The organism is Xanthomonas indica (genome assembly GCF_040529045.1).
GTDB lineage: Bacteria > Pseudomonadota > Gammaproteobacteria > Xanthomonadales > Xanthomonadaceae > Xanthomonas_A > Xanthomonas_A indica.
On record NZ_CP131914.1, the window covers coordinates 4,270,623 to 4,284,319 of the forward strand.

Annotated in this window: 11 protein-coding genes; 5 read left to right on the forward strand and 6 right to left on the reverse strand. The window is 70.7% G+C overall.

Annotated elements, in window-relative coordinates:
* Position 1: 1 nt before the first annotated feature.
* From pyk to Q7W82_RS18380, 5 genes are all read right to left on the reverse strand, one after another.
* A complete protein-coding gene (pyk, locus tag Q7W82_RS18360) occupies positions 2–1,468 on the reverse strand; it encodes a pyruvate kinase (RefSeq protein WP_026144035.1) in 1,467 nt (488 codons plus the stop codon).
* Between the two features lie 232 nt (positions 1,469–1,700).
* Complete coding sequence (locus tag Q7W82_RS18365; protein WP_242160614.1) at positions 1,701–2,351, reverse strand: HAD-IA family hydrolase; 651 nt, start codon at positions 2,349–2,351, stop codon at positions 1,701–1,703.
* A complete protein-coding gene (locus Q7W82_RS18370; protein WP_242160613.1) occupies positions 2,348–3,523 on the reverse strand; it encodes a phosphoglycerate kinase in 1,176 nt (391 codons plus the stop codon). Before Q7W82_RS18370 ends, Q7W82_RS18365 begins: the two co-directional genes overlap by 4 nt.
* Positions 3,524–3,732: 209 nt before the next feature.
* Positions 3,733–5,091, reverse strand: coding sequence for a DUF3999 domain-containing protein (locus tag Q7W82_RS18375; RefSeq protein WP_242160622.1), 1,359 nt, complete (start codon positions 5,089–5,091; stop codon positions 3,733–3,735).
* On the reverse strand, positions 5,091–7,829 hold the full coding sequence (locus tag Q7W82_RS18380) for a DUF2339 domain-containing protein (protein ID WP_242160612.1): 2,739 nt from the start codon (positions 7,827–7,829) through the stop codon (positions 5,091–5,093). Before Q7W82_RS18380 ends, Q7W82_RS18375 begins: the two co-directional genes overlap by 1 nt.
* 255 nt (positions 7,830–8,084) lie before the next feature.
* On the opposite strand from Q7W82_RS18380, the gene Q7W82_RS18385 reads away from it, so the two are divergent.
* Both Q7W82_RS18385 and Q7W82_RS18390 read left to right on the forward strand, forming a co-directional pair.
* Entirely contained in the window at positions 8,085–9,161 is a 1,077-nt protein-coding gene (locus Q7W82_RS18385; RefSeq protein WP_242160611.1) for a methyl-accepting chemotaxis protein, read from the forward strand.
* Between the two features lie 293 nt (positions 9,162–9,454).
* Entirely contained in the window at positions 9,455–9,910 is a 456-nt protein-coding gene (locus Q7W82_RS18390; RefSeq protein WP_242160610.1) for a hypothetical protein, read from the forward strand.
* Positions 9,911–10,051: 141 nt separating this feature from the next.
* Here the strand turns inward: Q7W82_RS18390 and gap are convergent, their stop codons facing one another.
* The gene (gene gap / locus Q7W82_RS18395; protein WP_242160609.1) at positions 10,052–11,053 is read right to left on the reverse strand and encodes a type I glyceraldehyde-3-phosphate dehydrogenase; all 1,002 of its coding nucleotides are present in this window, start codon (positions 11,051–11,053) and stop codon (positions 10,052–10,054) included.
* 159 nt (positions 11,054–11,212) lie between these two features.
* On the opposite strand from gap, the gene Q7W82_RS18400 reads away from it, so the two are divergent.
* From Q7W82_RS18400 to Q7W82_RS18410, 3 genes are all read left to right on the forward strand, one after another.
* A complete protein-coding gene (locus Q7W82_RS18400; protein ID WP_242160608.1) occupies positions 11,213–11,842 on the forward strand; it encodes an OmpW family outer membrane protein in 630 nt (209 codons plus the stop codon).
* Between the two features lie 236 nt (positions 11,843–12,078).
* Positions 12,079–12,699, forward strand: a complete 621-nt coding sequence (locus tag Q7W82_RS18405; RefSeq protein WP_242160607.1) for an OmpW family outer membrane protein — start codon at positions 12,079–12,081, stop codon at positions 12,697–12,699.
* 142 nt (positions 12,700–12,841) lie between these two features.
* Positions 12,842–13,654, forward strand: a complete 813-nt coding sequence (locus Q7W82_RS18410) for a S1/P1 nuclease (RefSeq protein WP_242160606.1) — start codon at positions 12,842–12,844, stop codon at positions 13,652–13,654.
* Positions 13,655–13,697 lie beyond the last annotated feature (43 nt).

Below are 13,697 nucleotides of genomic sequence, written 5' to 3' on the forward strand. Positions count from 1 at the left end.
TTCAGAGTTCGCCCAGGCCGCTGGCGCGGCCATCCGGGCCGACCTCGAGCAGGCGCAGGGTGTTGGTGGCGCCGTGGGTTTCCATGTGCTCGCCGCTGGTGAACACCACGCGGTCGCCCGGCGCCAGCAGGCCGGCCTCGACCAGTACGCGGATCGCGCCACGCGCGGCCTCGCGCGGGGTCAGGCCGCGGCTGTCGAAGTTGATCGGGAACACGTCGCGCATCATCGCCATGTGCCGGCGTGCGCCGTCGTGGCGGGTCACCGCGAAGATCGGCGCCTTGGCGCGAAAGCGCGACAGGTAGCGCGGGGTGCCGCCGGATTCGGTCATCGCCACGATCGCCCGCACGCCCACGTGCTGGGACAGGAACATCGTGGCCATGGCGATGGCCTGGTCGGCGCGCTCGAGGTTGCGCGGGGCCATGCCGAAGTCGGTCTCGGTCTCGAACTGGCGCTCGGCGCCCAGGCAGATGCGCGCCATCGCCTCGACCGCACGGATCGGATAGGCGCCGGCCGCGCTCTCGGCCGACAGCATCACCGCGTCGGTGCCGTCGATCACCGAGTTGGCCACGTCCAGCACTTCGGCGCGGGTCGGGATCGGGCTTTCCACCATCGACTGCAGCATCTGCGTGGCGGTGATCACCACTTTGTTCTGCGCCAGCGATTCCTTGATGATCTTCTTCTGCAGACCGGGCAGCTCGGCGTCGCCGATTTCCACGCCCAGATCGCCGCGCGCGACCATCACCACGTCCGAGGCCTCGACGATCTCGCTCAGGTTCTCGATCGCCTCGGTACGCTCGATCTTGGACACCAGCGCCGCATCGCAGCCGTGCGCGCGGGCGATGCGCCGCGCCTCGTTCATGTCCTCGGCGTTGCGGCAGAACGACACCGCGATGAAGTCGACGCCAATCTTGGCGACGATGCCGATCAGTTCCTTGTCGCGCTCGGTCAGCGCGCCCAGCGACAGGCCGCCGCCCTGCTTGTTGAGCCCCTTGCGGTCGGACAGCACGCCGTCGTTGAGCACGCTGGTGACGATGCGCTCGCCCTGCACCTCGACCACCTTCAGCTGCATCAGGCCATCGTCCAGCAGCAGCACGTCGCCCGGCGCCACGTCCTGCGGCAGGCCCAGGTAGCTGACCCCGACCTGGCTGGCGTCGCCCGGCGCGGCATTGGCGTCGGCGATCAGGTCGAAGCGGTCGCCGAGCTTGAGCGACACCTTGCCCTGGGCGAAGCGCTCGATGCGGATCTTCGGACCCGGCAGGTCGGCGAGGATGCCGATCTCGGCGCCGACGCGGGCCGCGGCGGCGCGCACTTCGGCGGCGCGCTTGGCCTGGCCGGACGGATCGCCGTGGCTGAAGTTCAACCGCACCACGTTGACGCCGGCGCGGAACAGATCCTCGAGCACGCCGGGCGGGTCGGTGGCCGGACCGAGGGTGGCGAGAATCTTGGTGCGGCGCTGGCGTTCGATCATGACGGCATCCTTGGAAAAGCGCTCAAAGCTAGCACACGCGCCCATCACACGGCATGGCATTTCGGCATAGACGCGCGCGTGGCCGGGCATAGCGAGCGGACAATGCGGGACAGTATGTGGTCATGCTGGGACCGCAGGCGCCGGCCCGCGGGCGTTGCAAGGGCGCGATCGCGGCGTGCGCCCCCATGCGTGGCGCCCTCGCGTGCGCCGGACGCGCCAGCGCATGCAGGCCTCAGGCTGCGACGAGTGTCGGCAACTGCGCCGGCGTCTGCGCCAGGACATCGGCGCCGGCCTGGCGCAGTTCCTCGGCATCGCCGAAGCCCCACAACACGCCGATGCTGCGCATGCCGTGGTGGCGGGCGCCGTCGATGTCCATGCGCCGGTCGCCGATCATGCGGCACTGCGCCGGGACGACCGCGAGCCGCCGCAGCGCCTCGGCGATCAGGTCCGGCTTGGCCCGGCGCGCGCCGTCGTCGCTGGCGCCGACGACCTCCTCGAAGCGAGCGCCGAACGGCAACTGCTCGACGATGCGGCGCGCGAAGCGCTCGTTCTTCGAGGTCACCACCGCCAGACGGTGGCCGGCCGCGGCCACCGCCTCCACCGCTTCGCCGATGTCCGGGAACACCGTGTGCTCGCGCCAGCCGTGGCTGTCGTAGCGGCTGCGGTACAGGGTCAGCGCCTGTTCCACCAGCGCCGCATCGCCGGCGAAGTGCTGCTGGAAGCTGTCGCGCAGCGGCGGGCCGATCCAGGCGCGCAACTGCGCCGGGGTCGGCAGCGGCTGGCCCAGTTCGGCGAAGGCGTGGCGCAGGCTGCCGACGATGCCGGCCTCCGAATCGACCAGGGTGCCGTCCAGGTCGAAGAACAGGACGTCGGCGGCGCTCACGCGCCGCGCGCCTGCAGTGCGGCCACCGCCGGCAGGGTCTTGCCTTCCAGGAACTCCAGGAACGCGCCGCCGCCGGTGGAGATGTAGCTGACCTGCTCGGCGATGCCGTACTTGTCGACCGCGGCCAGGGTGTCGCCACCGCCGGCGATGGAGAACGCCGGCGACGCGGCGATCGCCCGCGCCAGGGTCTCGGTGCCCTTGCCGAAGGCGTCGAACTCGAACACGCCGACCGGGCCGTTCCAGACCACGGTGCCGGCCTTGGCGATCAGCTCGGCGTAGTGCGCGGCGGTCTGCGGGCCGATGTCCAGGATCAGGTCGTCGTCGGCGACGTCGGTGACCGCCTTCACCGCGGCCTCGGCGTCGGGCATGAACTGCTTGGCCACCACCACGTCGCTGGGCAGCGGGATCGCCGCACCGCGCGCGTTGGCATCGGCGACGATCTTGCGCGCGGTCTCGAGCAGGTCCGGCTCGCACAACGACTTGCCCACCGCATGCCCGGCCGCGGCGATGAAGGTGTTGGCGATGCCGCCGCCGACGATCAGTTGGTCGACCTTGTCCACCATGTTGGACAGCAGCTCCAGCTTGGTCGAGACCTTGCTGCCGGCGACGATCGCCAGCAACGGCTTGGCGGGTTGCTCCAGGGCCTTGGCCAGCGCGTCCAGCTCCGCCATCAGCAGCGGGCCGCCGGCGGCGACCGGGGCGAACTTGATCACGCCATGGGTGGAGGCCTGCGCGCGGTGGGCGGTGCCGAAGGCGTCCATCACGAACACGTCGCACAGCGCCGCGTACTTCTTCGCCAGCGCCTCGTCATCCTTGCCCTCGCCGACATTCATGCGGCAGTTCTCCAGCAGCACGATCTGCCCCGGCTGCACGTCCACGCCATCGACCCAATCGCGCAACAGCGGCACGTCGACGCCGAGCAGCGCGGCCAGGCGGATCGCCACCGGCTCCAGCGAGTCCTCCTGGGTCCACACGCCTTCCTTGGGCCGGCCCAGGTGCGAGGTCACCATCACCGCCGCGCCCTGCGCCAGCGCGTGCTTGAGCGTCGGCACCGAGGCCAGGATGCGCTGTTCGGAGGTGATCAGGCCATTGTCGATCGGCACATTCAGGTCTTGCCGGATCAGCACGCGCTTGCCGGACAGGTCGAGATCGGTCATTCGCAGGATGGACATGTAAGTGCTCGCTTTCGTGGGGTTGCAAAGGGAAAACCGCGCCATCGGTGCAGTATCGGCGTCGGCATCGGAACGCAAGGTGCACGACCGTCGGCCGATCGCCGCGCAGCGGCGAAACCGCCATTGTCCGGCGTCGGCCGCACAGCGGCAAATCGGTGCGGTGCGCTCCCGCGCGCGGCGCAGCCTGCGCACCGTCGCCGCGGGATCGATCAGCCCGTGCCGTCGGCGGCGCCGGGTTTGCGCAGCAGGCTGAGCGCGAAGCCGACCACCAGCAGCGCACCGCCGACCAGCAGCGCCCACAGCAGCCAGGTCTTCCAGTCGCGCGGCGGCGCCGGCGCCTGCAACGCCGCCGCGCCGGCCAGCGGCTGTACCGCGCCGAGGCTGGCGGTGGCCGGCGCCCAGTGCGGCCCGCGCTGGGCGTGCAAGGCCTGCAGCGCGGCGGGCAGCGGCGCCGGCGCACGCTGGGTGCGCGCACTGCCGGCGGCCAGCGCATAGGGCGGCGCACCCTGCGCCAGGAACACCAGGGTCTCCGGCTGGTAGCCCAGGCGCAGCGCCGGCCGCTGCCGGCCCGGGTCCTGCGTCGCGAGCAGCTGCCAGTAGCGATCGCGCACCGGCGCGGTCAGCGCCTGCGGCGACGAGCGGCTGCCGCCACCGACCTGGTAGGCCAGCCACGGACCGGCGCGGTCCTGCCACGGCGCGTCGGCGCTGTCGCGGCTCTGCACACGCCATTCGATCGCGTTGTTGCCGGGCAAGGCGACGTCGACGCGCGTCACCGGGTAACGACCCGGCGAAACGAAGGCGTAACGATGCTGCGCGGGGTCGGTACTCACCGCGTCCAGTTGCTGCCAATGCCAGTCGGCGGCGACCGGCGCCGGCGCCAGTTCGGCCTCCACCCCGGTCAGCGGCGGCGCGCTGGCGCCGGCCAGCGGCAGCAGGCGCAGGTAGCGCACCTCGCGACCGATGGGAATGCGCAACTGCTGCAGCCGGTGTCCCTGGTTGGCCAGGTCGACCAGGGTCGCATCCGCCACCAGCACCTCCCAGTCGCGCAGATCGTCGCTGCCCTCGACCCGGTAGCGCGCCTGCTGCGGCTGCGCGGCGGCGGCCCATTGCAGCGCCAGCGCGCGCAGCGGCGCATGCAGCGCGCTGGCGTCCACCAGCCAGCCCGCGCCGGCATCGGCGTCACCACTGGCCACGCGGGTCTGGATACGGCGCACGCTGCCGTCGCGATCGCGTTCGGCGATCAGTTCCAGGTCCGCTGCGCGCCCGTCGCGCGAGGCCGGCAGCGCAAACCACGGCAAGGGCTGCCGGCGCGGCGCGGTCTCGGCCTGCTCGGCGGCGAACAGCGCGGCCGGCAGCGGATCGCCCGCCGCGTTGAACACCTCCACGTCGCCCAGCGAGGCGCGCTGCGCGCTGCGGTACACCGCATCGTCGAGTTGCACGCGATAGGCACCGGCATCGGCGTCCTGCAGGGTCAGCGGCCACTGCTGGGCGTAGTCGTCGCGCTGGCTGGCGGCGAATGCGCACAGCGGCAACCAGGCCAGCCACAACGGGAACAGCATGCGTCGGATCATGGGAGGGCCTCCTCGACCGGTTCGGCGGCGCGCGGCGGCGCCGGCGCCAGATAGCCGACGACGGTACACAACAGCCCGTAAGCGATGAACGAGGCGATGCCGGCGACATTGCCGAGATTGCCGCGATCGACCAGCAACAGCTTGCCCAGCACCACCGCCATCAACACCGCGCCGGCCAGCCACAGGCCGCGTTGGCCGCGCCGCGAACCCAGCACCCAGCCCAGCACGCCCAGCACGCTCCAGACCACGGTCAGGCTGGTCTGCGCCACGCCATCGCCGAGCACGCCGTGCCACGGCACCGCCGCCCAGTGGTGCACCGCATGCAGGGTGACGCTGGTGATCCACAGGAAGCCGGCGCCGGCCAGCAGTTGCGTGCGCCAGGGACGCAGCAGCGCCGGCAGTTCCGGGCTGCGGGTCCAGCGCACGCCCAGCACCAGCAGCGCCAGTTGGGTCAGTTCCAGCGGGTTGAGCACCGGCACCCATGGCAAGGGGGCGCTGCCGCCGGGCTGGCCCAGGCTGTACAGCCAGGCCAGCGCGAGCAGGCCGAAGTAGGTGCTCTGCAGCGTACTGCGGCAGGGCGCGAACGCCGCCCCCAGCGGCGCCGCCAGCCAGGTCCAGCGCCACAGCGACAGCGCCGCGACCAGCAGCCAGGGCGCGATCAGCAGCATCCAGCGCCAGCCGGCGGCGAGGCCGCTGTGCAGCGCCAGCCAGCCGCACAGCAAGGTGGCCACGATCGGCCACACCAGCCACCACACGAACTGCGCCGCGCGCGCCACGCCGCCGCCACTGTCGCGCAGGTACAACAGGCTGCGCACGCCGAGCACGGCGTACAGCGCCCAGGCCCAGGCGCCATGCCCGGCGAAGGGTTGCCCATGCGCATCGGCCTGCCAGGCCGCCAGCGGCACCGCCAGCGCCAGGCCACCCAGCGTGGTCGCGGCCAACGCCGGTGCCGGCCAGCGCCGCTGCGCTTCGGCGGCAAGCCAGCCGCTGACCGCGACCCAGGCCAGCAACACGTCGGCACGCGCATCGGCGTCGACGAAGCGCAGGATCTCGGCGACGCCGATCCCGCACCACCAGGCCAGTCCCCACAGGTAGTAGCCCAACGCCGGCATGGCGACGCGCTCACGGCGGTAGCACCAGGCGCTGACGAAGCCGGCCAGGGCCAGCAACAGCGCGCTCATGCAGGTGGCATTGACCACCGCCTGGGTGTCCTGCGCCACAGCGTCCAGGCCCACGGTGAAGCCGAGCGCGGCCGCCAGTTGCAGGCCGGCGCCGCTGAGCTGCGGCAGCCAGCGCCTCTGGCGCAGGCCCAGCCACACCAGCGCCGCGCCCTCCAGCGCGAACACGCTGGCGGTGGCCCGTGCGGACAGCGCCAACGGCACCGCCAGCGTCGCCAAGCCCACCGCCAGCACCGCATACGCCTGCCCCAGCAGCGCGAAGCGCGCACGCCGGATCAGCGCCGCCGCCAGCAGCGCATAGAGCGCCGCCAGGCCCAGCGCGCACAAGGCCAGCGCCAGGCGCTCGCCACGCAGCAGCCCGGCCTGCAGCGAGAACGCGATCAGCGGCGTGCCGAACAGCAGGCTGCCGTCGATCAGCGTGCTGCGCGCGGCCGTCTGCCGCCGCGCGTACAGGATCGGGATCAGCAGGTAGAAGGCGAAGAACAGCAGCAGGAACGGCTCGGTGCTGGCGAACTGCTCCGGTCGATACTGCAGCACGCCCCACAGCGTGCCGATGCCGAAGGTGAAGCCGAACCCGAGCAGGTTCAGCACCCGCCAGGGCCGGTACCAGGCGATCGCGAACACCGCCGCGTTGAGCAGCGCGTAGTAGGAGAACAGCGCGACGTGGTTGCCGCTGCCGGTGGACAGCCACAGCGGCGCCAGGAAGCCGGCCAGCGTGCCCAGCACCGCCAGCGTGCGCGTGTCCTGCGCCACCGCCAGCACGCACATGCCGGCGACCAGGGCGATGCTCAACGCCAGCGCCGCGCCGGCGGGGATCAGCCCGGACACCTTGAACGCGGCGAACACGGTCAGCAGCAACACGCCGATCGCCCCGCCCTGCAGGGCCAGGGCGAAGCTGCGCTTGCGTGAGCGCTGGCGCCAGCCGAAGGCGAGGCCGGCCAGCGACGCGGCGGCGATGCCGGCGTAGCGCAGCTCGATCGGCATGCGCAGCCAGCCCTGGTCGCCGGCGTACTTGAGCAGCGCGGCGACGCCGGCCAGCAGCACCAGCATGCCGATCTTGACCGGCACGTTGCCCTCGGTGAACCAGCGTTTGATGCCGCCCAGCAACCGCTCGATCGGGTCTGGCCCGCGCGGCGCGGCGGGCTGGGCCGGCGCGGCGGCGCGCGCCTGCGCCTGCTGCCGCTCGGCATGCTCGGCCGCGGCGGCCAGCGTGGCGAAATCGTCGGCTTGCGGCGGCAGCGGCAAGGGCGGCGGCAGTGGCGGCGGCGCGCCCGCGCCCTCCATCGCCTGATGCGGACGCACGAGGTCGCGTGACACCTCGCTCGGCCAGGGCTCGGCGGCAGTCTCGGGCTCGGCGGCGGCATCGGCTTGCCCGGTTGCTGCCGCGGCACCGGCCCGGGCCGTCGCAGGCGCTGCCGGGGCGGCCGCCATCCGTGCGACCTGCGCCTCCAGCGCAGCCAGCCGCTGGCGCAGGCGCGACTGCCCGACCAGCACCACGACCAACAGCACCGGCACCGCCAGTACCGCCAACACCACCAGCACGATCACCATCTCCATTCGACTCGCCTCTCCATCGCGGTGGCGCGGCGCCGGCGGCCGCATCCGGTGCCCGGCGGTGCCGGACCTGGCGCAGATGGTAGACGAGTTCGGCACCCGCATCGGCCCACGCGCGAGACCGCAACCCAGGCAGGGCAAGCCTCGACGTTCCGACGAACGGTCTTCACATCACCCTCAAGTCAATGAATCGACAGCCGCTACACCCCTTACCGCGTCGTCCGTCTGCTGTTCCCTCCCACCCCACCGGCAGCATGAATGAACCTACCCGCCCACCCCGCCGAAGCGGGGATCGATGACCATATCCGTGCCGTGGTCGGCCTGTCCGACCAGTTGCTCGGCCAATTGCGGCGCTCCTTGCAGGGCATCGACGCGATCAACCGCACCACCCACATGATCTCGATGAACGCGCGCATCGAATCGGCGCGGATCGGCGCCGCCGGACGCGGCTTCAGCGTCATCGCGCAGGAAATGGACGGGCTGTCGCGGCGAGTGGCCGAGGCCACCCAGGACCTGGACAAGGTCGCCGCGCGCACCAGCGCCGAGATGCGGCAGACACTGGGCCGGCTGCAGGACGACGTGCGCCGCACCCGGCTCAGCGAATTGGCGCTGAGCAACATCGACCTGATCGACCGCAACCTCTACGAGCGCAGTTGCGACGTGCGCTGGTGGGCCACCGACGCCGCGGTGGTGGCGGCAGCGCGCGCCGACAGCGATGCCGAAGCACTGGCCTACGCATCGCGCCGCATGGGTCAGATCCTGGATTCGTACACGGTCTACTTCGACCTGATCCTGGCCGGCAGCGATGGCCGCATCCGCGCCAACGGCCGGCCGCGGCAGTTCGCCTCGGTCGGCAGCGACGTTTCCGCACAGCCATGGTTCGAGCAGGCCATGCGCACCCGCAGCGGCGAGGACTTCAGCTTCCAGGGCGTGCATGCCAGTGCGCTGGCCGATGGCGAGCGGGTTCTGGTGTACGCGTGCACGGTCCGCGAGGGCGGCCGCGTCGATGGCCGCGTGCTCGGCGTGCTGGGCATCGTGTTCCGCTGGGATGCGCTGGCGCAGACCATCGTGCAGCGCACGCCGCTGTCCGAATCCGAATGGGGTCGCAGCCGGGTCTGCATCGTCGACGCACACGGCGACGTGCTGGCCGACTCGGCCGGACGCATGCTGAAGGACCGGATCGACTTCGATGGCCGCGACGCCTTGTTCAAGCAGCCGCGTGGCGCCGTGCTGCTCGACCTCGACGGCCAGCCGCACTGCATCGCGCATGCCGCCTCGCCCGGCTACGAAACCTACCGCACCGGCTGGCACTCGCTGATCCTGCAGGCGCTGTAGACCGCAGGCGCCCCACCGCGTCCCGCGCAAAAGCGGCAGCGGATCACAGCGCACCGCGTGGCGTGTCGGCGCGGCTGTACGCGTAGCGGCGTGGCGCATCGTGCTGGTAACCGGCCAGCGGCATTGCAGGCAGGGCACGGGCGCTGCCTGAATGCCCCTGCCCGCTGTATTGACGGCGTCATTTCGCCATGCCTAAGCTCGGTGCGCCGCGCTGAAGCCGTACCGACGCATCCTCGACGCGACCGGTGCCCTCTGGATTGCAGACGCCACTCCCCAGGTAAACGGACATGACCATGAAACCCTTTCGCACCCTGCTGATCTCGGCCATGCTGGCCGCGTCCTTCGCTGCTCCCGCCCTGGCCGAAAAGGTCGACAATCCGGAGCTCTACACCCCCGATGCGGTGAAGAAGAACATCGTGATCGGCAAGACCACCAAGGAGCAGGTGCGCGCGATCTACGGCGAGCCCAGACACGTCTACCGGACATCCGGGAAGGAAGGCGGTTACGAGAACGAATGGACCTACAGCCCCGGCGAATCGCACGGCGAAAAAATCCGCGGGACCGCCACGACGGTGCTCAAGCGCATGTTGCCGGGGTTCTACACCGGCCAGGCAATCAACGAGGCGCAGGATCACGGTGTTGGCGCGCGCAACGTCAAGTCCTACGACCTGAGCATCGAATTCGACGCCAAGGGCGTGGTCTCCGATTACCGGCAGACCGAAGGCAACGAGTCCCGCGACGCGCTGTAACCGCAATGGCAGCCGCCTTGCGGCGCGGCAGATTCAACAGACGCCACAACGAAAAAGGAGCGCATGAGCGCTCCTTTTCCGTTTCGACGGGGCGGCGGCAGCGCCAGGCCATGCCGGGCGCCGCCGCACCGCTGCGTCGTCTTACTTCGCCACCACCTTGACCATCTCCAGGCACTTGTTGGAGTAGCCCCACTCGTTGTCGTACCAGGACACCAGCTTGACGAAGGTGCCGTCCAGGGCGATGCCGGCATCGGCATCGAAGATCGAGGTACGTGCATCGCCGCGGAAATCGGTGGCCACCACCTTGTCCTCGGTGTAGCCGAGGATGCCCTTCAGCGCGCCTTCGCTCTGCGCCTTCACTTCGGCGCAGATCTCGGCGTAGGTGGCCGGCTCTTCCAATTCCACGGTCAGGTCGACCACCGACACGTCCGAGGTCGGCACGCGGAAGCTCATGCCGGTGAGCTTCTTGTTCAACTCCGGAATCACCACGCCAACCGCCTTGGCCGCGCCGGTGCTGGACGGAATGATGTTCTCCAGGATGCCGCGGCCGCCGCGCCAGTCCTTGTTGCTCGGGCCGTCCACGGTCTTCTGGGTGGCGGTGGCCGCGTGCACGGTGGTCATCAGGCCGCGCTTGATGCCCCACTTGTCGTTGATCACCTTGGCCAGCGGCGCCAGGCAGTTGGTGGTGCAGCTGGCGTTGGAGACGATGGCCTGGCCGGCATAGGTGCTGTCGTTGACGCCGTACACGAACATCGGCGTGTCGTCCTTCGACGGCGCCGACAGGATCACCTTCTTGGCGCCGGCGTCCAGATGCTTCTGCGCGGTTTCCTTGGTCAGGAACAGGCCGGTGGACTCGATCACCACGTCCACGCCGACCTCGCCCCACTTCAGCGCCGCCGGATCGCGCTCCTGGGTCAGGCGGATCTTCTTGCCGTTGACCAGCAGGTGGCCGCCGTCGACCGCCACCTCGCCCTCGAAGCGGCCGTGCACGGAGTCGTACTGCAGCAGGTAGGCCAGATAATCCGGCTCCAGCAGGTCGTTGATGGCGACGATCTCGATGTCGCTGCCGAAATTCTGCACCGCCGAGCGCAACACGTTGCGCCCGATGCGACCGAAACCGTTGATGCCGACCTTGATTGCCATTTCAGTAGCTCCTGCGGCCGCGCCTGGCGCGGCGGATGGAAGGGGAACCGCATTCTAGCAGGCCGGCCGCGTCACGCCGGACACGCCGGTTTGATCAGGATCAAGGAGGCACGGGGCCGCGCGCCGGACACTGCGCCCACACCCAACCGAGACTTCACCATGCGCACCACCTCCCCCCTCCTGCTCACCGGCCTGGCCGCCGCCCTGACCCTGTGCGCCTTGCCGGCGCTGGCGCAGTCGCAAGGCGACTGGACCGTCGGCATCGGCGCCCACCAGGTCAACCCGAAGTCCGACAACGGCACGCTGGCCGGCGGCACCCTGCCGCTGCGCATCGACAGCAACATCCGCCCGACGGTGACCTTCGAGTACTTCGTGCACCAGAACCTAGGCGTGGAAGTGCTGGCCGCGCTGCCGTTCGAGCACGACATCAGCGTCAAGGGCGTGGGCAAGGTCGGCAGCACCAAGCACCTGCCGCCGGTGGTGTCGCTGCAGTACCACTTCAACAGCGCCGGCAAGGTCTCGCCGTTCGTCGGCGCCGGCCTCAACTACACCACCTTCTTCAGCGAGAAGACCACCGGCGCGCTGGCCGGCAGCAAGCTGAAGCTGGACGACTCCTGGGGCCTGGCCGCGCACGCCGGCGTGGACATCGCGCTCACCGAGAAATCGGCGCTGCGCGTGGACCTGCGCTGGATCGACATCGACAGCAAGGTCAAGGTCAACGGCAGCGACCTGGGCACCGCGCACATCGATCCGCTGGCATACGGCCTGGCCTACGTGATGAAGTTCTGAGGCGTGCGCCGCCGCCGCGACATGCGGCGGCGGCAGGACGGGCGCCGTTCGCCGCAGCGGCGCCATCCTGGGCACGGACGCGCCGCATCGACGCTGCCCCGCACCCGCGGCGACACCGGGTCGCAGCGCGTCGGCGCCGCTTCTCTGGCAGACTACGCGCCACACGGATGTGGATCGGCGCCCACCGGGCCGACATGGGTTCGCATCCGCCCACTCGTCGTCCACCGGGGTCTTCCATGCCGCCACGCCTGTTCCGTCGCCTTGCCGTCGCCGCCCTCGCCAGCATCGCCCTGCCCGCCGCGGCGCAATCGGCCGGCCACTTCACCACCAGCTACGGCCTCCACGGCATGGTGCCGGGCGGCTCCAACGGCACGCTGCGCGGCAGCGACCAGCGCTTCGACGCCGATACCGCACCGGCCGTGTCGTTCACCTACGAATACTTCTTCCGCGGCAACCTCGGCGTGGAGATCCAGGGCCTGGTCGGCCAGCAGAAGATCGGCGTGGACCGCGGCGGCGACATCGGCAGCGCCTGGATGCTGTCGCCCACCATCTCGCTGCAGTACCACTTCAACGGCAACGGCGACATCTCCCCGTTCGTCGGCGCCGGCCTCAACTACACCGCCTTCCTCGGCAGCGACGGCAAGGGCGCGTTCTCGTCTAACGACGTCAAGTTCAAGGACAGCGTCGGCCCGGCACTGCATGCCGGCGTGGACTTCGCCGTCGGCGAACGCAGCGCGATCCGCGTGGACGCGCGCTGGACCGGCATGCGCAGCGACGTGGAGGTGGAGGGCACCAAGCTCGGCAAGGCCAAGCTCGATCCGGTCACCTACGGCGTCGCCTACCTGATGTACTTCTGAGCCAGCGCGCCAGGCCGCTCCACCGGCACGGCCTGGCGCGTTCGGTCAACGGCAATGCGGCACGGCCCATCACGCTGAGCGGCAGCGCAACGCGGCCGCCGCGCGTCATGGTCGCGTCGCCCTCGCGGGCTAGAATCCGCGCATGAAAACCTCTTCCCTCGTTTGCACCGCGCTCGCCGCGACCCTTGCCGCCGCACCGTCCGCCGCCTTCGCCTGGGGCCCGCTGGGCCACCGCCTGGTCGCCGATCTCGCCGCCACCCAGCTCACCCCGCAAGCCCGCGCGCAGGTCCAGACCCTGCTGCAGGGCGAACCCGACCCGACCCTGGCCGGCGTCGCCAACTGGGCCGACCAGCTCCGCGAACACGATCCCGACCTGGGCAAGCGCAGCGCGCGCTGGCACTACGTCAATCTGGCCGAAAACGATTGCCACTACGAGCAGACCCGCGACTGCCCGGACGGCAACTGCGCGGTAGAGGCGCTGCGCCGCCAGGCCGCCATCCTTGCCGACCGCAGCCAGCCGCAGGCTGCGCGCGCGCAGGCGCTGAAGTTCGTCGTGCATTTCGCCGGCGACGTGCAGCAGCCGCTGCATGCCGGCTACGCCCGCGACAAGGGCGCCAACACCGTGCAGATCCAGTTCGAGGGCAAGGGCACCAACCTGCACTCACTGTGGGACAGCGGCCTGCTGCGCAGCCGCGGACTGGACGAGCAGGCCTACCTGACCGAACTGGAAAAACAGCCGTTGCCGGCGCCGTCCCCGGCCGGCATCGCCCTCCCGCCGCCGGCCGCCGCGTGGGCCGAGGCCTCCTGCAGGATCATGATGCGCCCAGGCTTCTATCCGCCTGGCGCGAAGCTGCCGGCCGACTACGTGACGACCTGGCGGCCGGTCGCCGAAGCACAGTTGCGCCAGGCCGGCGCCGACCTCGCAGCAACCTTGAACGCAGCGCTGGGCAAGTAAGCGCGGCGCACCGTGCAGGAGCGGCTTCAGCCGCGATGGACTT